This is a genomic window from Paraglaciecola hydrolytica (assembly GCF_001565895.1).
Classification (GTDB): domain Bacteria; phylum Pseudomonadota; class Gammaproteobacteria; order Enterobacterales; family Alteromonadaceae; genus Paraglaciecola; species Paraglaciecola hydrolytica.
Window position 1 is genome coordinate 309,133 of record NZ_LSNE01000002.1, and the last position, 22,885, is coordinate 332,017.

Here is a 22,885-nt window from a genome sequence, read left to right on the forward strand (position 1 = left end):
TTACACAGAAAAAATGAAAAAGTGACTTAGGCAAGTGGCGCTGGGCAGTTTGGATCGTCATCCAAACATACTCGAATTGCGCGTTGTTGATTATGTAGTAGCAGGCGTTTGTGTTCTAGTGCAGTTATTTCATGGTTTATAAGTTGTAGTTTTTGCTCAATCAACGTGTTAATTGTCAGCCAGGGGATGCCATCTTTACTACGATTAAGGGCTTGAGTCATTTCTGCCAAACTAAAACCAAGCTGCTGTGAATGTTTAATTAAACGTACGAGTTCAATATCTTTTTCACGGTACAAACGATAGTTACCTTTACGTTCTGGCGTCGGCAATAAGCCTATCTGCTCATAGTGGCGAATTGTTTTGGTTGTAACCGCACATAACTTTGCTAATTTTCCGATATACATAATTCCCCATTTTTGAGCATAAAGCACGGCTCCAAACGTGCGATAAAGTTAAAAGTTATCTACACCTTTAACACTGCAAATGTTTGATTGTTGACCACAGTTAAGTAACCCAATTCCCCCAGTCAAACAGGAACATTCATTTTATGTGCACTACACTCTTTCTTCCTACCTAGGCTTTTGGCAACAGTAGTTTTTATTGGCTTGCCAAAATCCATATCAATCAGACGAGGTGAACTACATGTTAAGACGTCAATTTTTAAATGCAATAGGGCTAAGTGTAGGGGCGAGTATCATTGCCCCAAGCAGTTTGTTGGCCTCCTCATCCAGCAATAATGCGCTAAATCTTCCAATCAAAGCGGGAGACTGGACAGCCTTACGCAATTTATTTCCGCTGACGCGCAGTTACATACAATTAGCGACTTTTCTGCTCGCATCACACCCTAAACCTGTGGCGGACGCCATCGAAAAACACCGTCGTGCTTTTGATGAAAATCCTGCCGACTATTGGCATCAACACTTTTTAACTATTGATGCCCAAATTAGTCAAGCGGCGGCTGATTATATGGGCGGTAAAGCGGAAAATATTGCCCTGACTGACAGCACGACTATGGGCTTAGGTTTGATTTACGCAGGTTTAACCCTGCAAGAAGGGGATGAAATATTACAAACCGTGCATGATCACTACTCCACGGATATGTCATTGGCTTATAGAGCAAAGCGCACTGGCGCTAAAGTTAACCGTATCGCTTTGTATGATAATCCTGCGCAAGTTGATGTGGCACAGGTAGTGCTACGTTTAAAAGCCGCAATTAATAGCAATACCCGTGTGGTAGCGGCTACCTGGGTGCATTCGTCCACAGGCGTTAAATTACCTATCCGAGTCATGGCCGATACTATTACTCAGCTCAATACTCAGCGTAAGGCCCATCAACAAATATTGTTTTGTGTCGATGGCGTACATGCTTTTGGTATTGAAGATCAGGATGTGAGTCAATTAGGCTGTGACTTTTTTGTCGCCGGTACGCACAAATGGATATTTGGGCCAAGGGGCACAGGGGTAATTTGGGGAAATGAACGTGCTTGGGCACAAACCGAGCCTGTGATCCCAAGTTTTAGCGCGTCTTATGAAGTGTGGCTGGGTGGTATGACTCAGGATCAAGTGCCTATTGGTGAACATATGTCGCCCGGTGGTTTCCATTCTTTTGAGCATCGTTGGGCTTTGCCAGAGGCTTTTAAATTGCATCTGCAATTGGGTAAAGACAAGGTGCAAGCTCGTATTCACCAGCTAAACCAACAAACCAAACAAGGTCTGGCAAAAATGCCCCATGTCACGCTTTACACACCGGCGAGCAGTGAACTGTCTTCAGGCTTGGTTTGTTTTGATGTTAAAGGTATGAGTGCTGACGCCGTGGTGGAAAAAATGCACGGTAAAGGCATTATTATGAGCAGTACTCCATATCGACAAAGTTACGCTAGATTTGCCCCCTCATTGATCAACAATGAACAGGAAATTGAGCTAGCGTTGGCACAGATAAGGGCTATGGCATAGAGCCGCGAGCAATTAAATGGTCTACCTAGTGAAGTTCCGTTTTTTGTTAAATTTCAGTTGTAGCAGCAAGAAAGTCTAGTGCTTGGTTTTGATCTAAAAACTGTTGGCTAAGTTGCTGCAGACTACGTTCTATTTCACTTATATTCACCAATGCCTCTGTGGGTTTATGTTGAGTCGCCACAAATCGTCCGTAACCGGCTAAGAGGCAATACCAAGACACTGCCGAATAATAGCCAGCTATCTGTTGTTGGTTTATTTCGGCTAATAAATCACCACCTTTATCCCAACATTCTAAAATCGCCTGCAACGAATTTGACATATTGGTGTTTGCACGATTATCTCGCCAGTAAGCACTGTCGTGACGTTGGTTAACTTTATAATGGCAGACTATGTAGTCGCGAATGCCATCAAAACGAGCGTTTATACGTTGATTAAACTGGGCTTGATGTTGTGTGCTGAAATTACCCGCGCTAAAGGCGCTAATAAATGATTCAATAGTATGCTGGACTAAATGCAGAGCAGTAGCTTCCAACGGTTCGATAAAACCTTGCGACAGCCCAACAGCCAAACAATTGTTGTTCCAATGCAGTGCCACACGGCCGACTTTCATTTTTAAGTGTTTGGCAGCAACTGGGTAGTTGATCATGTTTAGCTTTTGGCGTAATTCAGTTTCAGCTTGCTCGGCACTGCAATAGTCACTGCTATAGACATAACCATTGCCGGTACGATTGCTGAGTGGAATTTCCCACGCCCAACCATGGTTAAGTGCCGTTGCAACAGTCTGTGAAGTTAAAGGAGTTAGTTGAGTTGAGGGTAGGGCAATGGCGCTATCGTTAAATAATTGCGAACGGTAGCTGATAAACTCAGTGCCTAAGGTTTGTTGAATTAACAGGGCTTTAAAACCACTGCAATCCACAAAAAGTTCAGCCTCAATAACTTGACCATCAGCCAATTGCAAAGATTTAATATCACCATTGAGATGCAGTTTTATACCAACAACAGTACTTTTTATATGTTGCACACCTTGTTTTACTGTCAGTTTTTGCAAGTACTTCCCAAGAAGTACTGAGTCAAAATGGTAACCATAACTTATACCCACAGCGCCGGATTTTAATATTGGCGAACGGTTTTGTTTAGCTAGTTGTGCTGCCAGAAAAAAACGATCCGTTTGGGTGTCAACATTGCGCCCTTGTTGTTTAGCTATACAATGTTGCAAAAAACCACGGGCGGTGTGTTGGTCAACGGCCGAGGGAAAGGGATGAAAATACTCTCGATGATCTTTATCTACAGACCAATTTTTAAAGCTAATACCATTTTTATAGGTAGCATGACATTGTGGCATCCATTGAGACTCGGTAATGCCTAAGGCGCTAAAAAAACTTTTAAGCTGAGGAGTTGAGCCTTCACCTACGCCTATTGTTGGAATGTCTGGGCTTTCAATTAAGATGCAGTTAAAACCAGAAGAGCCAAGTTGTTGTTGCAACATATTGGCTGCCATCCAGCCGGCAGTGCCTCCACCAACAATGACGATGTTTTGCCTTGTATTCATTGTTTTTCCATTGCTGCGTAAGTTTTATCGCGCCGTAAAATACTGCTAATAACATGAAATTATTAAATTTTTTAAATTTAATTAAGTGAATACGTATGCAATTAGTTGTTGAATCAAAGTGACAACGGGTAGTCTAGCAACTTTAAAATATTACGATATATTTACAAGCCATTAACCTTGCGGCTTAACTGGCGCAAACAAAAAAATAGCTCACCACGAAGAGAATAATAAATGAACAAGTCTCAACCCTCGTTGAATTTTTGGCAAATATGGAACATGTGTTTCGGTTTCATGGGGATCCAGTTTGGTTTCGCTCTGCAAAATGCCAACGTAAGCCGAATTTTTGAAACCCTTGGGGCCGATTACAACAATATGGCGGTGTTGTGGGTCGCCGCGCCAATTACTGGTTTAATAGTGCAACCGATTATTGGCTATTTTAGTGATAAAACCTGGAATCGATTAGGCCGTCGTCGCCCTTATTTTTTGTTTGGCGCCATCGCTGCCAGTTTAGCTTTGTTTATCATGCCTAATTCACCGGCCTTGTGGGTGGCGGCCGGTATGTTGTGGATCATGGATGCATCAATCAATGTGTCGATGGAACCCTTTCGCGCTTTTGTTGGCGACATGTTACCCAAAAAACAACGCCCCATGGGTTATGCCATGCAAAGCTTTTTTATTGGTGTGGGTGCGGTGGTTGCATCAATGTTGCCCTGGATGATGAGTAACTGGTTTGGTATCGCTAATACGGCCGAGGCCGGTGTGATCCCAGAGTCGGTTAAGTTTTCGTTTTACGCTGGTGGTACGATATTTTTACTTTGTGTTTTGTGGACGGTTTATTCCACCAAAGAATATTCACCTGAGGAATTAGCCGAGTTTGAGCGCGCAGAGAAGGGCGTTGAGGCCGACAAACTGGCCAATCCTCCACAACGCAGCGCCGCAAGTTATCTAAAAGGTGGCGCTCTTTTTACTATAGTGGGTGGTATTTTAGCGGCCATTATTGCCATCAATATCGAGAATTTGGATAAAAACTTGTATATCGCGGCCGGTATGTTGTTAGCTTTTGGTGCATGTCAATTAGTGGCAGGTTTAATGGCAAAAAACCAACAAAACCAAAATGGATTTGCGGAAGTAATGAACGATCTATTTGCGATGCCTCAAGCTATGCGCCAACTCGCGGTAGTGCAATTTTTCTCGTGGTTTGCGTTTTTCGCCATGTGGATCTACATGACATCAGGCGTTGCTGCTTTCCATTTTGGAAGTACAGACACAAGTTCCTTGGCTTATAACGAGGGGGCTGACTGGGTTGGTGTACTCTTTGCGGTTTACAACGGTACGTCTATTTTTGCGGCGATCTTAATTCCTGTCATCGTCAAACTGACTAATTTACGTTTCGCGCATTTAATTAATCTGGCGCTGGGTGGCATCGGGTTTATTTCGTTTATGTTTATTCGTGATCCTCAATGGTTGGTATTGTCGATGGTTGGTGTGGGTTTTGCCTGGGCCTCGGTTTTATCGGTGCCTTATGCTTTGTTATCGAATGCTTTACCGGTGAAAAAGCTTGGAGTTTACATGGGCATTTTTAACTTCTTTATCGTTATCCCGCAAATTTTAGCTGCCAGCATTCTGGGGTTTATGGTGACCAAACTATTTAATAATGAACCGATTTATGCCGTGGTCGTCGGTGGTGTCAGTATGTTGATTGCCGGTTTGATGACCTTACGTGTGTCTAATCCGGTTGAAGAATAAGGGTTTGTTTATGTTGAATTCTTTCCAAAATATTAAACAAAAAAAGTTGCCCACAACTTTTTTATCTTTATCTATCATTTCAATTTTAAGTGCTTGCCAGCCCGCTCCATCGGAGTTGGTTAAAAGCACAAAAGCGGAATTTTACGGCACAACTCAGCCTTTTGTTAAAGATGCGATTTATTTTGTCATGACAGACCGCTTTGTTGATGGTGACTCAAGCAACAACCATGAAGATCAGGGCGGTGAATATCCAACCTTTGGATTACCCATTGAAGGCGACAACGACGAAGTTGCTTATGTTGGTTATATGGGCGGGGACTTAAAAGGAGTACTTAACAACGGTAAATATATTGCTGACATGGGGTTTAGCGCCGTATGGTTAACTCCAATTCTAGATAACCCAGATGAAGCCTTTAGTGGTGGTGAACCGATTACTTTTGGCGGTGCCTTTAAAGATGGGGGCAAAACCGGTTATCACGGTTATTGGGCCAATAACTTTTATCAAATTGACGAACATTTACCCTCAGAAGGGCTGGGATATAAAGAATACACTCAGCAAATGCGTGAGCAATTTGGTTTAAAGTCGGTATTTGATATTGTGGCTAACCATGGCTCACCGTCTTTTAGTATGCCAGTTGATCAGCCAAAGTTTGGTGAGCTTTATGATATCAATGGGGTTTTAGTTGCCGATCACCAAAATCTGCCGACTGAACAACTTGATAGCAATAATCCCTTGCACGATTTCTACCATAAATTCCCTGATATCTTGCAATTATCCAATCTGGATGAAAGCAACGCCGCGGTGAAAGATTATTTAATTAACTCCTATTTATACTGGATAGAGCAGGGCGCTGATGCTTTTAGGATAGATACTATCCGCCATGTTCCACATGCCTTTTGGAAAGAAATGGCGGATCGTATTCGTACTGTGCATCCTGACTTTTATATGTTTGGCGAAAGTTTTAATTATGACGCTAACTTTATTGGCCAGCATACCCTTGCTAAAAATGGTGGGATCAGTGTTTTGGATTTTCCTGGTCAAAAAGCCATCGTTACTACCTTCGAAAACCCCGCGAGCGATTATGCTGAGCTTGAAAAAGTCTTGTTTTTAACCCATGGCCCTTATCTTAACCCCTATGAGTTAGCGACCTTTTACGACAACCACGATATGCCACGCATGAACGCATCCGATGAAGGATTTATAGATGCCAATAACTGGTTGTTTACCGCCCGTGGTATTCCAGTGGTATATCAAGGCTCGGAATTAGGTTTTATGCGTGGTAAGGCCGAACACATGGGTAACCGTAACTACCTTGGTCAAGACAACATCGAACTGGCAAAACATCACCCGATACACAATGCCTTGAGTCGTATTGCTCAGGTGCGCAAAGCTGTGCCAGCTTTACAAAATGGTTTACAAGTTAATATCGAGTTTACTGGCAATAAAGCTGCTTTTTATCGGGTACTTGTCAAAGACGATGTGACTCAGACGGCCTTAGTTTTACTAAACAAAGGTGACACAGCAGCTGACTTTAGCATTAGTAAATACCTGCAAGGTGGACGTTGGCAGAGTCAGCTAAGTGATGACACCATTAATATTGGTGCGAGAGACAACCAGCTTAATACCAGTGTGGCAGCACATGGTGTGCAGGTTTGGCTTAGAGAAGGGAAAATAGAAAACACTGACTTACTCAGCCAACTTGAAAAACTAATGGCTAATAAATAATACACATCTAATAAAAAATAGCGCAAGGTTTAAGCACCTTGCGCTATTATTTTAGAGACTAGAGACTAGAGACTAGAGACTAGAGACTAGAGACTAGAGACTAGAGACTAGAGACTAGAGACTAGAGACTAGAGACTAGAGACTAGAGACTAGAGAATGCTATTCCACAAGATTGGCGTACCACCAAATCTACCGGCATTAACGTTTGCGGTACTTCTTGACCGTTAATCAACTTGATCAAACTATCTACTAATATTTCACCGGCTAATTTGGTGTTTTGTTGCACAGTGGTCAGGGCTGGGTTAGCAAAACTCGAGATCGGAATATTATCGTAACCTGCTATTGCTACTTGTTCAGGAATTGTCAGTTTGTGTTCCCGTAGTGCCCGCATCGCGCCCATTGCAATTAAATCACTGGCACAAACTAGAGCATCAATTGACTTACCTTCTGCTAACAAGGCCGAAGTGGCTTGATAGCCTGAATCTTCAGTAGAAATAGCTTCAATTTGTAAGGATGAATCATGGGGCAAACCGGAATTTTTTAAGGCATTACAAAAACCAATATATCGATCTAAAAATTCAGGGCAGTGTTTATCCGCACCACCAATAAAAGCAAATTTTTTGCGGCCTAGGTTGATCATGTGCTGAGTAATATCAAATCCACCTTGCACATTATTGCTGCCGATAGAAATACCGGGATGATCAACATCATGAGCCCCCCAACGCACAAAATGGGTCTTTTGCTCTTCTAGCTTACTGAGTTTGTTGCGGTAATCCACATAATCACCATAACCTAACAAGATAAGTCCATCGGCTTTATTGGAGTCTTCATATTCAGCGTGCCAGTCATCATTGAGATTTTGGAAAGACACTAATAAATCATAACCTGCTTTAGCGCTGGCTTTGGTAATGCTACCCAACATCGACAGAAAAAACGGATTGATCAGTGAATCATCGGACGTAGGATCTTCAAACAACAACAAAGCTAAGGTGCCGCTTTGTTGCCGACGTAAATTACTGGCGTTTTTATCAACCTTGTAATTAAGTTCTGCGGCAATGGCTTGCACTTTTTCACGAGTTTCTAGATTGACTAAGGGGCTGTTACGTAAGGCTCTTGATACGGTAGATTGGGATACACCTGCGCGGTGGGCGATGTCAAAGGAGGTTGCTTTATCTCTCATAGCTACTTTATTTTTTCCAATACATCAAAGTGCAGTAAGTGCACCTTGCAGACTAATTCGTGACTTTTATACACCAGCTTAAAACTTACTGCCTTAACATTCTGCATTTTTAGTTAAATATCTAAAAGTTGTATAGCCAAAATCATTGGAATTGCGCGGCGGCGGCAAATGAATGAGGCCCCATGAGCTTAACGGTACTCAGTGATTGGGGGAGAGCAGCCAATAACGCTGCAGTTGTAAAGGTCAAGGGGATAACAGTAAGAGTATTTTAAAAATCCTTATGCAGTCACTTTATCCTGTTATAATATGCGCCCTGTTAAATACCTGTAATTGCTAAGAGGAAATGCTTAATGGCCGAGACTGAAAGTCGTCCGACCAACTTTATTCGTCAAATAATCGACAACGATCTTAAGAACGGTTTACACACTAGCGTTCAAACTCGCTTCCCTCCAGAACCCAATGGTTATTTGCATATAGGCCATGCCAAATCAATTTGTTTGAATTTTGGTATAGCTCAAGATTATGCCGGTCAGTGTAATTTGCGTTTTGACGATACTAATCCAGAAAAAGAAGACATTGATTACGTGAATGCTATTCAGCAGGACGTGAGCTGGTTAGGTTTTCACTGGGATGGTGAGGTGCGTTATTCCTCTGATTATTTCCCGCAATTACATGCTTATGCAGTAGAGTTGATCACTAAAGGTTTGGCGTACATGGATTTTTCTAGTCCTGATGACGTACGTCGTATGCGTGGTTCACTTAAAGCGCCAGGTGAAAACAGCCCTTATCGAGATACCTCTGTCAGCGAGAATTTGGCCTTATTTGAAAAAATGAAAAATGGCGAATTCAAAGAAGGTGAGTGTTTATTACGTGCCAAAATTGATATGGCCTCACCTTTTATGTGCATGCGTGATCCGGCTTTATACCGCGTTAAATTTGCCCATCATCATCAAACCGGTGATGCTTGGTGTATTTATCCCATGTACGATTTTACCCATTGTATTTCGGATGCGATTGAAGGTATTACTCATTCGTTATGTACCTTAGAATTTCAAGATAACCGCCGCCTATATGATTGGGTGATCAGCAATATTACTATTGACTGTGAACCGCGCCAGTATGAATTTTCACGCCTTAATCTTGAATATACCGTATTGAGTAAACGTAAACTTATTCAGTTAGTTGAAGAAGGTCATGTTGAGAGTTGGGACGACCCACGTATGCCTACTATTGCCGGTTTACGTCGCCGTGGTTTTACCCCAAGTTCAATCCGTGAATTTTGTAAACGCATCGGCGTGACCAAAATGGACAATATGGTTGAGATGCCCATGTTGGATGCCTGTATCCGTGAAGAGCTAAATGAGCTTGCCCCACGTGCCATGGCGGTAATTGAGCCGGTGAAGCTGATTATCGAAAATTACCCCGTCGATAAAGTAGAAATATTAACAGCCCGTAATCATCCTAATGATGAGGCTATGGGTAGTCGTGAGCTGCCTTTTACTCGTGAAATTTATATTGAAGCGGAAGACTTTAAAGAAGAAGCCAATAAAAAGTTCAAACGTTTAGTTTTAGGTAAAGAAGTGCGTTTACGTAACGCCTACATTATTAAAGCCGAGCGAGTTGATAAAGACGATGCAGGTAATATCACCACGATTTACTGTACTTATGATGATGAAACCTTAGGTAAAGATCCCGCTGATGGCCGCAAAGCTAAAGGTGTTATTCATTGGGTATCGGCCTCACATGGTATTAAAGCAGAAGTCAGACTATATGACAGATTATTTACGGTGCCAAACCCCGCGGCACAAGATGATTTTTTAAGCACGATAAATCCTGACTCGTTGTTGGTTAAAAATGCCGTAGTAGAGCCTAGTTTGCGTAATGCAGAGTTAGGTAAACCTTTGCAGTTTGAACGTATGGGCTATTTTAGCCTTGATAGTGATAGCAGTGCAGAAAAACTGGTGTTTAATCGTACCGTTGGTTTACGAGATACTTGGGCTAATAGCGAACAAGACTAAGTTTTTACCTTAATGATTTAAACTAAAAAAGCAGACATCTCAGTCTGCTTTTTTGTAGGTCCTTCCTTCGTACCTATATAAAGAATGCCATTAAGCTCCGATTTTTACGATCTTAAGACAGACTTACATTCGACGATGTGCTTATTCAAGCTTGCGCATGTAGGGTAATACCATGCTCAGTACAATTTTCTGCATCCATCAAATACAGATAGTAAGACATAATATCATCAGGGGTAAGCAGCAGCGTATTGTCTTCGGCCGGATAGGCTTTTGCACGCATGTTGGTGCGAGTTGCACCTGGATTAATACAGTTTATCTTAATACCACTGTTTTCAAATTCATCGGCCAATACTTCCATCATGCCTTGAATAGCAAATTTAGATATTGCATAGGCCCCCCAATAAGCTCGGGCTTTTAAGCCAACACTTGAGGTGGTAAAGATCAATGAACTGCTTTTAGCTTTTTTAAGCAAGGGCAGTAGGGCTTGGGTTAAATTAAACTGGCTAGTGACATTCACTTGCATCACGCTTTGCCAGTCTTCCTGACTAATAAGCAAAAAAGGACCTAAGTCAGTTAACTTACTGGCATTGTGTAATAAACCATCAAGCTTACCAAACTGCTGTTCAATGGAACCTGCCAAGCCTGCGTAATGATTTGGTGTGGCTCCGGCTAAATCCAGTGGCACTATGGCAGGGTCTGCACCGCCGTTTGCAATGATTTGATCGTAAACTGCTTCGAGTTTTTTAACGGTTTTACCGAGTAAAATCACTGTCGCACCAAAGCGTGCATAACTTAGGGCGGCTGCTTTGCCTATGCCATCGCCGGCACCAGTAACTAAGATGATTTTATTCTTCAAAAATTGGGGTTTGGGATTATATGTAAACATGAATTAACTACTGCAATATCGAGCACAGGATAGTACCACTGATAGTTATTTTTTTGCACCTACTGTGCGAGCCAATTGTGATATCGCTAGCCTTACAAAAAATTAACAAAGCTTTGCAAAAAATCATTAAAGCCAATAATATGGCTCTTCATCAACTGGTCTTACATGTTGGCTTGCAAGTCTTAATTACGCGCTAACATGGTAAGCTAAATTACCTTTAAAATAATAAACATCATACATTGGAATGTGAGGAACGCAGAATGAAAAAAATACTACTCAGTACGAGTATTGCAGCGGTAATGGGATTGTCAGGCTGCGGAGGCGGGGATACAGTCAAGGAGCAAGATGCTAATACAGCAAAAGATAAGCCCTATGTCAGAGTAGTATTTGATCCCGCCACGAGTAATTTAAATATTCCTAATGATTTATTAATGATACCTAATGATGATCTTTTTGATTTTACGTTAGCTACAGAAGGCAGTGCGGATCTTAACCCGGCTAACCCACAACATGCATTGAGTATGTTAGATGGCTGGTCAACCAATCATCCCTTCCAAATCCGTTTAACACTTGCCGCAGGTGTTGATGTTAACCCAGCCACTGTAGGTCCAACTTCCATTCGTTTATTTCAAGCCACTCAGGCTTTAGAAGGGACTTCGGCTACGTGTCAGGCTATTGCTGCACAAGTTCAAGCACCGGGTATACCTTGTGAATTAGGTGATGAATTACAATATGGTGTTGATTTTGTAGCGGCTTATACTGCCGGCTCTGGGGCTATTTCGGTAGTGCCCTTAAAACCAATGAAGGCAGCACAAGGCCATATGTTGGTGGTTACTTCGGAACTAAAAGATACTGATGGTAAGGCTGTATTGGGTTCAAGTTCATGGGAATTAGCCCGTCAGGATATTAATACTTTGCCACTTAGCTCACCGGATCAACTGCAGTTGCAAGGGCTGGTTAATTTTCTGGTTAATGTCTTAAAACCGGTTGGTTTAGAAGCAACACAAGTATCTTATGCCGCTTATTTTTCAACCCAATCGACTACTAGTGTGCTGGCCACTATTAAACAATTGCAGATTGGAGGTTTTGCGCAAGCCCTACAAGGCGCATTAGCCACTGGCGCGACTTTGCCTGCAGCTCAACAATTTGCTGCCCAATATTTGCCAGCAATAGTGACTCAAGCACCCGTTAAAGGGGCAACTGCCTTTGAATATCTAGCACCCTTATTACTGCCTGCTGAGCAATTAGCTCAACTAAACGCAGTGGGTTTGGATACTTGTGCGGGCTTAATGAATACCTTGGCAAATCCTGCATCACCTCTATTTACCACGGCTCAGCAAACCTTTACCACCGCAGGTCCACTATGTGCAGCTAAACGAGTTGAAGGCACTATTAATCTGCCTTATTACCTTAATCCAACCAACCCCTTAGGTGATTGGTGGAAAGCCGCTTGTACTAGCGGTGCGATGTTAAAAGCCATGGGTGCGGCAAGTGTAGGTGCATTATTACAAGGTGGAGCGGCTGGCCCGAACAATGCCTTATGTCAGGCAGCGTCTGGTGGCCAATTATTTGATCTTAATTTGGCGGCTATTGGCATTAATGATCCACGTAATGTAACGAAATATAGTCCTATTCCACAAGCTCGCGGTCGTAATATGGATAACGCTGCTACGGTGTATAACGAAGCTGGGACTGAGACCCTAAACGTGCAGTTTACCGTGCCCGATGAGGCAGTGATTGCTGCTTTAGCTGCAGCCAGTGGCGGGGCGATTAGTCCCGTTACTAAACCGGCAGGTGGCTGGCCTGTTGTGGTATTCCAACATGGAATTACCGGTAGTAAAGAAAATGTGTTAGCTATGTCGGCAGCCCTCTCTTTGGCAGGTTTTGCTTCGGTTGCTATTGATCATCCTTTACATGGCGAACGTGAATTTACCCTTGATAATGGTGATGTAGTAGGGGCATCTAGTCATACTCCAACAGACTTTATGAACCTACAAAGTTTGTTAACAGCTAGAGATAACTCACGTCAGAGTATTGTTGATACTATGGCATTACGTTTGTCATTAGTGGCAATCGCCGATACGACCGGAATGGTTGATGTTAATGCTAATGACGTGCATTTTATCGGTCAAAGTTTAGGGGCAATTACGGGCACTGGCACAGTAGGTTTATCTAATGCGAGTTTGCCAGAAAGCCTAGCTAGCCTGAATAGTATGTATCACTTTAATTCGGCAGTGTTTAATGTACCGGCCGGTGGTATTGCATCATTCTTGTTTTCCTCTGCTGATTTTGGCCCCTTGATTAAAGGCTCTTTGTTAGCGGCTTCTTCAGATGCTTTTGTGCAGTTTTTAACCCAGTACGCTATGGCAAATCAACTTCCAGTTAACGACGCTATTCGTCCCGCGTTTAAGGCATTTGAAGCTAGTTTAGGTGCTGCAGATTTGGCTGCTATTAATGCTACCTTTGCTGCCTTTAATTTCGCTGCACAAACCATATTAGATAGCGCAGACCCGATTAGCCTAGCGGGGATAACTGCATCCAATACCCCATCACTAGTGCAATTAATGGTAGGTGGTGGCACTAACGATGATGGCAGTACCGCTTTGACGGATCAGGTAAATTCGGTCGATGTGCCTAATGCACCTTTGTCTGGTGGTAATGCATTAGCCAATATCATTATGGGTTTACCTGCCGTGTCATCTACCACTCAAGGTAGTGGTGTGGTTAGGTTTAGCACAGGTGAACATCAATCCTTGTTAACCCCTATACCTAGCCAAGCGGCAACCACGGAAATGCAGATGCAAGCTGTTGGCTTTTTTAGTACCGATGGCCAAACCATCGTCATTAATAATCCTGCCGTGGTGCAAAACTAATAATTATCTTTATTTAAGAGCCAAGTCTGTGACTTGGCTTTTTTTTTGCTGATCCGCCCCCATAAACAGGAAAACAAAAACAGGAGTAAGAGCATTTGGAATTTTTATACGAATATGGGCTGTTTCTCGCTCAAGCAATCACTATTGTTGTGGCGATTTTACTCGCCTTAGGCGGCATTATAGGTCTAGTGAGTAAACAAAAATCCGGTAAAGGACACTTAGAAATTAGTTCTTTGTCAGAAAAATTAGAAGACTTGGCTAACTACTCTCGCAGCATGTTGTTAAGCAAAGAGCAGTTAAAAAAATTTACTAAAGAGCAAAAGAAAGCCGCTAAACAACAAAAGAAAACCGCAGAAGACAAACCCGCGGGTCAACTGTTTGTGGTTGATTTTAAAGGCTCAATGGATGCCCATGAGGTTGATTCATTGCGCGAAGAAATCACCGCTATCTTAACCGTTGCCAAAGCAGAAGACGAAGTACTCATACGTTTAGAAAGTGGTGGCGGAGTCGTGCATGGTTATGGTTTGGCTGCTTCGCAATTGCAACGTTTACGGGACAAAAACATCAAACTCACTGTGGCAGTAGATAAGGTAGCTGCTAGTGGGGGGTATATGATGGCTTGTGTGGCTGACCATGTATTGGCGGCTAAATTTGCCATTATCGGTTCAATTGGCGTTATTGCACAATTACCCAATTTTAATAAGCTATTGAAAAAGAGCAATATTGAGTGGGAACAACACACTGCCGGTGAATTCAAACGTACCCTTACCATGTTTGGTGAAAACAACGATCAAGGCCGTGAAAAATTCCGCGAAGAATTGGAAGAAGTGCATCAGATGTTTAAAGGTTTTGTGCATGAACATCGTCCGGCATTGGAAATAGCGAAAGTAGCAACAGGCGAATATTGGTATGGCAGTAAAGCCTTAGAGTTAGGTTTGGTTGATGCTATTCAAACGTCTGATGACTACTTATTACAAGCCAATGAAACTAAAAAGATCTTCATAGTTAAGTACGCAATCAAAAAGAATGTGGCTGAACGTTTAGGTTTAGCTGCCAGTACTATGTTTGAATCTATCACGATGAAATTATGGGATTTTCAGCAAAAAGCCGGTAAATAACTTATTTTTTGCTCATTGTTGTATTTCGAAAATCCGCTGTCTATCAGCGGATTTTTTATATATACCCAAACAACCTGAATCCTGCATCTTCAGGTTGTTTGGGTATATATCCTTGAAATTGTTCGTTTTTTAGCTGTACTCATTCACAGCCTCAGTGTAAATCCAATGACACAAAAACCAGTACAGGGTGTTTACGCCTGAAGGCTCTCCTACAGAGGGTGGGGGGTTGTCTTTTGTAGGAGGGGACGTTAGCCCCGAATATCTTGTCGCCCTTCTTTGTTATAAAAGAATGCCGTCAAAGTTGTGTAATCAATGGGGGCTAATTTGCATTAACTAGACAGCCCGTTATAATCCGCGCCTTTATTTATTCCTCGTTCAAATGAGTTTTAGACCTATGAAGTTTATTATCAGACTACATCCAGAAATTATCATCAAAAGCCGCAACGTGCGTAAGCGTTTTACCCGTTTACTCGAAGGCAATATACGTCTGATATTTAAACGCAATCATTTATCGGTAGAAGTACGCTCGTCATGGGACAAATTATTGTTGCTGGTTAATCCTTCAGCCCAAGACAAACAAGAGCAAATTATTGAGTTATTACAACGCATACCCGGAATTGATCAAATTTTACTGGTACAAGAAAGTACATTCAGTGACCTAGATGATATTTGTCGGCAAGTGAAAGCGTCATGGCAGGCAGTTTTAGTTGGGAAAAGTTTTGTTGTCAGAGCTAAACGTCGCGGTAGTCACCCATTTTCATCCTTAGAGGCCTCTCGTTACGTTGGTGGTTATCTTAACCAAAACTGCGACAGTGCAGGGGTTAAACTTAAAAATCCTGATGTAACTATCGAGTTTGAAGTGGATGGCGATAAACTGATCCAAAGCCATTGGCGGATTAAATGTTTAGGTGGCATGCCTTTGCCCAGTCAAGAAGACGTTTTATCTCTGATATCAGGTGGTTACGATTCGGGAGTGGCAACTTATCAGATGATCCGCCGCGGTGCCCGCACTCACTATTGCTTTTTTAATTTGGGTGGCCGTGAACATGAGATTGGGGTGAAACAAGTTAGTTATTATCTGTGGAAACGATACAGTGAATCTCACCGTGTTAAATTTGTTGCTGTAGATTTTGCACCGATCGTAGCTGATATCCTCGAAAATGTTGAAAACAGCCAGATGGGGGTGGTGCTCAAACGCATGATGGTCAGAGCGGCCTCCCTCGTCGCCGATAAACTGGATATTTGTGCTTTGGTCACGGGTGAAAGTTTAGGCCAAGTGTCGAGTCAAACCTTGACCAACTTAAGTGTCATTGATAGAGCTACAGACAAACTCATCCTGCGGCCTTTGATCTGTATGGATAAACTCGAAATTATTGATGCGGCAAAACATATAGGTACCGAAGAGTTTGCCAAAATAATGCCCGAGTATTGCGGAGTAATATCCAATAAACCGACCATAAAAGCCGATCTCAGTAAAATAGAAGAAGAAGAAAGTAAACTCGACTTCAATCTACTAGAAAGAGCGATCATGCTGGCTAAAATGCGTGATATTCGCACTATCGCAGAAGAAACTGAGCAAGAAACCCAGGTGGTAGCCAGTGTTGATGTATTGCCTGTGGACAGTATCGTACTCGATATTCGCTCGCCGGATGAGCAAGATGAAAAACCCTTGCTGTTGCCAAATGTCACTGTGATGCATATTCCATTTTTTAAATTGGCTTCGCAGTTTCCATTATTGGATACCGATAAAAAATATTTTTTGTATTGTGATCGTGGGGTCATGAGCCAGCTTCAAGCCTTGTTGTTACACGAACAGGGTTATGACAAAGTGCAGGTATACCGGCCATAAACCAGAATTAAGCGCATAAGGCGATGTTATGATAAGTAAAAAAACTAGCACTTGTGCCAATAATGAGAATTGTCATTGAGAAATAGAAGACCACAAGGCCGTCAGGCCAAACCGCAAGTTTTAGGGCTTCCACAACGTTTCTACGTTGATGGGATAACTCATGAAGCCAATGGGGTTGCTCGCCTGGATGGCAAAGTCACTTTTATCCAAGGGGCATTACCAGGGGAGTTGGTAGAAGCCAGAGTGAGCAAAGCTGGTAGTCGTTTTGATCAAGCGATAGTGACTCAGATCATCGAAGCTAGCCCACATCGCATCACTCCGCCTTGTCCGCATTATGCCGAGTGTGGTGGGTGTAGTTTTCAGCATTTATCTGAGCCACAACAACTCGCCGCTAAAAAACACTGGTTACAAGGTCAGTTACGTAAAGTACTTGGTGATCATGCAATCAGTGAATTGAAAGAGCAAGGTTTTGCTTATCGTCGCCGTGCGCGCATTGCGGTATTTGTTAAAGACGGTCAGCTTTTTATGGGCTTTCGCGCCAAAGCCTCTAAACATATAATCTCGATTAATAACTGTATGGTGCTGACGGAGTCATTGCAGCAGGTTTTTAGTCATTTAAAACAGCGTTTGAGCAGTAATGAGTTGGCTCCATGCTTAGGTCATATTGAATTATTAGAAGATAGCCAAGGTACTGCTGTGTTGCTGCGTTTAACTCATGACATTAGTACTGAGCTAAAATCGAGTTGGCAACAATGGGCGCTAACTCAACAAGTCGCACTGTATTGGCAACATCCCGGCGAAAATCAAGCTCAAGTAGCTGAAACCGAATTGCGTCATTATCAGCTTGATGGTTTAACTTTGGCTTATCATCCTCAGGATTTTATTCAGGTTAATGCCAGCATGAATGAGTTGATGGTGGCACAGGCCATGGAATGGTTGGCACCATGTAAACAAGATGTGGTACTCGACCTATTTTGCGGGGTAGGGAATTTTTCGCTGCCCTTGGCTAAACGAGCCAAACAAGTGATCGGTGTCGAGGTGCAAGACAGCATGGTTGCTGCCGGTCGAAAAAATGCTCAACTTAATAAGCTCAATAACCTCAGCTTTATTGCCGCTGACTTAACTAAACCAGTTGCCAATGAATTTACTCAACGTGGTATCACTAAGGTCTTACTTGATCCGCCCAGAGCTGGTGCAAAGGAATTTTTAGATACCCTGATAGCACTAAAACCCCAACAAATACTCTATGTATCTTGTGATGCAGCCACGTTGGCGCGTGATGCGGAATATCTGGGAAATAAAGGCTTTAAAGTGCTACGCGTAACCGTTATGGACATGTTTCCACAAACTTCACACGTCGAAACTATGATGTTGTTGGAATATCAAATCAAGTAATGGTAAGAAGTAAAAAATGCCTAGCAGTTTAGGGTACTGCCACTTTATTCCAACCAAGAACCAGCTGTTTTCCACGTTGTTATCCATTGAACAATTTCATTACCTGGCATGGGGCGAGCGATCCCATAACCTTGAGCCAATTCACAACCAAGTTGTAATAGTGCTTTTCCATGTTTGGGCGTTTCTACACCTTCCGCAATGACCTGACGTTGGAATGCTTTTGCTAAGCCAACAACACCTTTGACGATGGCTAAATCATCGGCATCCTCTAACATATCCCGTACAAAGCTCTGATCGATTTTAATCAAGTGAGCAGGTAGACGTTTTAAGTAGGTCAGTGATGAGTAGCCCGTGCCAAAGTCATCTAGCGCAAAACTGACACCAAGCTGGTGACATGCCGTCATCGTTTCAGATACTTGGTTAGTATCGTGTAATGCACTGCTTTCGAGTATTTCCAATTCTAAAAAATTTGCCGGCACCTCAGGATGAGCGGCTAACAAAGCAGCAAGACGGGTTGTAAAGTTAGTTTGCTGTAATTGATAGGCGCTGATGTTGACACTAATAGGTAGATTCAAACCTATCAATCGCCATTGTTTAATTTGTGTTAACGCCGTATCTATGACCCATTCACCTAATTCAAGACTCACTACGTGCTCTTCAATCACGGGTAAAAACGCTAAAGGCGGGACTAAGCCTCTGACTGGATGCTGCCAACGAATTAAGGCTTCGACACCTATCACCGCGCCAGAATGCATGTTTACCTTAGGTTGGTAATGTAATACAAATTGATCTAGTGCTAATGCTGAATATATATCGTCAATATTTTTGCGGTGAGAATGTATTGCGCTGTCTTTTGCAGTATCAAACAAGTGATAACAGTTTTTACCCGCTTGTTTAGCAACATACATGGCTTGGTCAGCGTGGCGCATGAGTTGTTCAGCATTGACGCCGTCTTGAGGATACAGAGTAACACCAATACTCGCTGAAACTTGTAATCGTGTTTCACCAAGAAGGATAGGGTCTTGAGCCGCTTTTAACAGGCGTTTTAGTACCAGCTCGCTATCCTCAAATTTATCTATGTCAACTATAATGGCAATAAATTCATCACCGCCAATACGTGCCAAGGTATCCCCTTCACGTAAGGCTTCTTTCATACGTTGTGATACGGCAATTAGTAACTCGTCTCCTACATCATGACCGTGGTTGTCGTTAACCGCTTTAAAGCCATCTAAGTCCATAAAGGCCACAGCCAAAGATAGTTGGTGGCGTTGACATTGCGCCATAGCTTGACTGAGGCGATCAGCCAGTAATTCACGATTAGGCAGATTAGTTAAGGTATCGTAATGGGCGATCCGTTCGAGTTGGCTCTGATAGTGTTTCATCGGGGTTATATCAGTACTTAACGAAACGTAATGCTGCACGACACCAGCCGAATTTTTTACTGCGCTGATAGTCAGCATTTCTGCATATAATTCGCCATTTTTACGACGATTCCAAATTTCACCACGCCAGTAACCATGGGTTAATATGGTATCCCACATTTCGACATAAAATTCAGGGCTTTGGCGCTTTGATTGAAGCAATCTTGGGTTTTTACCGAGTACTTCTGCTTCTGAGTAACCTGTCATGCGACTAAAACTAGCATTGACTTCAATAATATTGGAATTCGCATCGGTCAGCATGATGCCTTCATGGGCATGGGTAAATACACTTGCTGCACGTGTTAACTTTTCTTGGGCTTGTTTTTTTTCAATGGCGATGCTGGCTAAACTTGCGGTTTGCTCGATCACTGCAAGATCCGCGGCGCTTGGGTGGTTAACTTTGTGATGGTAAATGGCAAAAGTACCAAGAACTTTTCCGCTAACTGAGCGTATTGGTTCTGACCAACATGAGCCTAATCCTGCGCTTTGAGCCAATTCTTTATAAGGTGCCCAGTAAGGATGGTTTTGAATATCATCCACAATAACTCGTTTGTTTGTATACGCAGCAGTGCCACAAGAGCCAACCCCTAAGCCAATCTCGATACCATGAATCGCTTCAGTGTAAAAACCAGGAAGACTGGATGCGGTGCTGCTTAACAGGTGTTTACCAGCATCATCCAATAACAAAATACTGCATAACATGTTTGGGTTTTCTTGTTCAACAGCTCCTACAATGGCTGCCAGAATATGGTTTAAGGGTTCACCACTGGTAATGAGTTCTAATATTTTAGTGCGGGATTTTTCGCGTTGTTCAGTTTGTTTGCGTTGGGTGATATCGTGAATTACTCCGACCAGAAAATAGTTGCCATAGGCATCGATAAAGCGGTTTTTTCTGGTTAGAATGTTCTTGGTTTGCTGGCCGTTAGTGGTTAGCGTCTCTTCGCATAAAATTTCATTCCCTTCTTTTAATACTTGTAAATCGATGGCTAAAAAATGCTCTCTTTCACTAGCTGGTACTTTTTCGGCAAGGGTTTTACCTATTATTTCTTCTCTGGGTAAACTAAAAATTGAACAAAAGGCATCATTGACAAGGAGCAGCCGACAATCTTGATCTTTAACGAATATTGGATCGCCCATGTTGTTAAAAACTGCCCTAAGGTACATCTCATTTACGTTAGCATTTTCGGCAAATGACGTTAACGTGTTTGTATGTAAATTTTGCTCAGACGTCATCTTATCTAGTTCCTTGTTAGATAATGCAAGAGGTAAATCAAAATACCTATGTCCTTATAAGGATTAACAAGGCGAAGGATAAGTAAATTGGCATATTACTCTCACTTATGACTACCACTGATTGCATTTCAACCCTACAACCAATCCTGAAATTTTGCAATTTGTAGTATTCTGGAATATCCGAAAACTGTCCAATTTAAATGACATGATCTTCCTAATGGATATGATGTTTGATATTCAGTGAAAAAAACCGAACAAACTAGCTTAAGTATTTCGGCCTAAATAAATCGCAATAAAACACTCTAATTTTTTAGTTTGAATTACACTGAGTACTACAGTGATTTTCACTAAATAAATGGAGGATAAAGCCATGTTCATTACCAGTACAGCGCATAAAAGAGTGCCAAGTTCAGCGTCACAAAGCGAACAAGTCAAAACATTGAATGACACCAGTGATAAGGCATTTACGTTTAATATTAAACGTTTGCTCGTCGCTGCAGGGCTGTTGATAATATTGCTTGCGTTTGCCATTGGTACCGCTTTTTTTGAGCAACTTGCGCAAATCCACACGATGCTGCTACATGCTTTTGAATTAATTTTGGGTATGGTTGCAGGATTGTTGGGTGGAGAAGTTATTGCCAAATCAGAGAAAAGCTAATGGAATTTTAATCTCAATAAAAAGTGGTCGTAGCTAATTAAAACGAAGATTGACTTTTTGCCTTGCAGTCGTGTGCGGAGCCGCATGCAGGGTGTTGTGGAGGCAGGAGGCTAGATACCTCCGGCTACCAGATTAGGCTTAAAGTCACTCAGCAACACAGGTAAAAGTAAGCTCTGCATTTAACGGAGTCCAACCTCTAGCACCATGAGTTTCCCAATCACCTTCCTTCATGTACATGCCTTTAGCTTTGCAAAACTCATTAGCTTTGGATAGAGATAATCCTTTTACATCTGACCAACTAGGAAATTGACCACTCATTTCAGAGCTAACTCGATAAGTATCTTTACCTACAGGCATCACATTACTAACAGATGAGCAACCTATAAAGAATAGAGAACCAACTAAAACAAGAATAGTACGCATAACTTTCCTTAAACCTAATGCTTATTAACGAGCAAAGCTTATTTGTAACTGCTCTGTTTGATTATTTTTCGTCATTTTCAGTGCTTGCCTTATGATTTTATTACGTATTTATTACTTCAAATTAGCCAAATCTGCGGCAGATCTAAAAAACAAAAGGAGCCTGACTTTAACGAGACTTTTTGCGCTTCCTATTAAAAACCATGTCAAAAATATTTTCCATAATTAAATTAATAACAGCGATTTTCTGAAAAACATAGTGAGACCTAATAAATTTATTTAATAGGAAGAAAAATTGAGTTTTTTCACAAAATATAATTACACCTGTTTTTATATGCAGCAAATTAAAGCAAGAAAAGTTGGGTGATTCGTTTTATTCAGGTTTGCTTTGAGCGGAGTAGAAGGCACAGACAATTTGTATACTAACGCCCAAAGCTGTTATTCGAATTGAGTTATATACAAACACTTCTCTGATGATCGGAACCCAGTCCTCACATCCAAGTGAGGCCGTTCACTCCGGGCGCTAATGTGTAGCTGAAACATCTGATAAAAATTGCGGAATGAATAAAGCTTTAATTGTTCTTCGAATTTAGAGAGTCAGAAACACGTCCATGATGATCTTCCTCCAGTCAAGACCTCCATGTCCAGCCGTTCACTCGGGCGCTACTGCGTAGCTGAAACATCTGATAAAAATTGCGGAATGAATAGAGCTTTAATTGTTCTTCGAATTTAGAGAGTCAGAAACACGTCCATGATGATCTTCCTCCAGTCAAGACATCCATGTCTTGCCGTTCACTCGGGGCGCTACTGCGTAGCTGAAGATCCCTCGTTTACCCAACCGCATTGGCGGGGTTGGTTTT

Annotated in this window: 15 protein-coding genes; 9 read left to right on the plus strand and 6 right to left on the minus strand. The window is 42.2% G+C overall.

Annotated features, from left to right (window positions below; all coding sequences use genetic code 11):
• Positions 1-26: 26 nt before the first annotated feature.
• Positions 27-404, minus strand: a complete 378-nt coding sequence (locus tag AX660_RS02215; RefSeq protein WP_068371827.1) for a MerR family transcriptional regulator — start codon at positions 402-404, stop codon at positions 27-29.
• 238 nt (positions 405-642) lie between these two features.
• Between AX660_RS02215 and AX660_RS02220 the strand changes: the two genes are divergently transcribed.
• Positions 643-1,953 (plus strand): aminotransferase class V-fold PLP-dependent enzyme, encoded by a 1,311-nt coding sequence (locus tag AX660_RS02220; RefSeq protein WP_068371830.1) that lies wholly within the window; start codon positions 643-645, stop codon positions 1,951-1,953.
• 46 nt (positions 1,954-1,999) lie between these two features.
• Here AX660_RS02220 and AX660_RS02225 read toward each other — a convergent pair whose 3' ends face one another.
• Positions 2,000-3,502, minus strand: a complete 1,503-nt coding sequence (locus AX660_RS02225) for a tryptophan halogenase family protein (protein ID WP_068371833.1) — start codon at positions 3,500-3,502, stop codon at positions 2,000-2,002.
• Between the two features lie 231 nt (positions 3,503-3,733).
• Here AX660_RS02225 and AX660_RS02230 point away from each other — a divergent pair, with 231 nt between their 5' ends.
• Positions 3,734-5,248 carry an MFS transporter gene (locus AX660_RS02230; protein WP_068371836.1) on the plus strand — a complete coding sequence of 505 codons (1,515 nt, stop codon included), beginning with the start codon at positions 3,734-3,736 and terminating at the stop codon, positions 5,246-5,248.
• 10 nt (positions 5,249-5,258) lie between these two features.
• The gene (locus AX660_RS02235; RefSeq protein ID WP_068371839.1) at positions 5,259-6,974 is read left to right on the plus strand and encodes an alpha-amylase family glycosyl hydrolase; all 1,716 of its coding nucleotides are present in this window, start codon (positions 5,259-5,261) and stop codon (positions 6,972-6,974) included.
• Positions 6,975-7,116: 142 nt separating this feature from the next.
• Here the strand turns inward: AX660_RS02235 and AX660_RS02240 are convergent, their stop codons facing one another.
• Positions 7,117-8,154, minus strand: coding sequence for a LacI family DNA-binding transcriptional regulator (locus AX660_RS02240; protein WP_068371842.1), 1,038 nt, complete (start codon positions 8,152-8,154; stop codon positions 7,117-7,119).
• A 350-nt stretch (positions 8,155-8,504) separates the two neighbouring features.
• On the opposite strand from AX660_RS02240, the gene glnS reads away from it, so the two are divergent.
• A complete protein-coding gene (glnS, locus tag AX660_RS02245; RefSeq protein WP_068371845.1) occupies positions 8,505-10,172 on the plus strand; it encodes a glutamine--tRNA ligase in 1,668 nt (555 codons plus the stop codon).
• Positions 10,173-10,317: 145 nt separating this feature from the next.
• Here the strand turns inward: glnS and AX660_RS02250 are convergent, their stop codons facing one another.
• Positions 10,318-11,058: a YciK family oxidoreductase gene (locus AX660_RS02250; RefSeq protein WP_068371848.1), complete on the minus strand. Its 741-nt coding sequence runs from the start codon at positions 11,056-11,058 to the stop codon at positions 10,318-10,320.
• A 260-nt stretch (positions 11,059-11,318) separates the two neighbouring features.
• On the opposite strand from AX660_RS02250, the gene AX660_RS02255 reads away from it, so the two are divergent.
• From AX660_RS02255 to rlmD, 4 genes are all read left to right on the plus strand, one after another.
• Positions 11,319-13,931, plus strand: a complete 2,613-nt coding sequence (locus tag AX660_RS02255) for a VolA/Pla-1 family phospholipase (RefSeq protein ID WP_068371851.1) — start codon at positions 11,319-11,321, stop codon at positions 13,929-13,931.
• 95 nt (positions 13,932-14,026) lie between these two features.
• Positions 14,027-15,049: a protease SohB gene (sohB, locus tag AX660_RS02260; RefSeq protein WP_068371854.1), complete on the plus strand. Its 1,023-nt coding sequence runs from the start codon at positions 14,027-14,029 to the stop codon at positions 15,047-15,049.
• A 394-nt stretch (positions 15,050-15,443) separates the two neighbouring features.
• Positions 15,444-16,898 (plus strand): tRNA uracil 4-sulfurtransferase ThiI, encoded by a 1,455-nt coding sequence (thiI, locus tag AX660_RS02265; protein ID WP_068371857.1) that lies wholly within the window; start codon positions 15,444-15,446, stop codon positions 16,896-16,898.
• Positions 16,899-16,973: 75 nt separating this feature from the next.
• Entirely contained in the window at positions 16,974-18,293 is a 1,320-nt protein-coding gene (rlmD, locus tag AX660_RS02270) for a 23S rRNA (uracil(1939)-C(5))-methyltransferase RlmD (RefSeq protein WP_082768699.1), read from the plus strand.
• Between the two features lie 44 nt (positions 18,294-18,337).
• Here rlmD and AX660_RS02275 read toward each other — a convergent pair whose 3' ends face one another.
• Entirely contained in the window at positions 18,338-20,947 is a 2,610-nt protein-coding gene (locus tag AX660_RS02275; protein WP_068371863.1) for a bifunctional diguanylate cyclase/phosphodiesterase, read from the minus strand.
• A 370-nt stretch (positions 20,948-21,317) separates the two neighbouring features.
• On the opposite strand from AX660_RS02275, the gene AX660_RS02280 reads away from it, so the two are divergent.
• Positions 21,318-21,605: a hypothetical protein gene (locus AX660_RS02280; protein ID WP_068371866.1), complete on the plus strand. Its 288-nt coding sequence runs from the start codon at positions 21,318-21,320 to the stop codon at positions 21,603-21,605.
• Positions 21,606-21,749: 144 nt separating this feature from the next.
• Here the strand turns inward: AX660_RS02280 and AX660_RS02285 are convergent, their stop codons facing one another.
• Positions 21,750-22,028, minus strand: a complete 279-nt coding sequence (locus AX660_RS02285; protein WP_068371868.1) for a hypothetical protein — start codon at positions 22,026-22,028, stop codon at positions 21,750-21,752.
• Between the last annotated feature and the right edge of the window lie 857 nt (positions 22,029-22,885).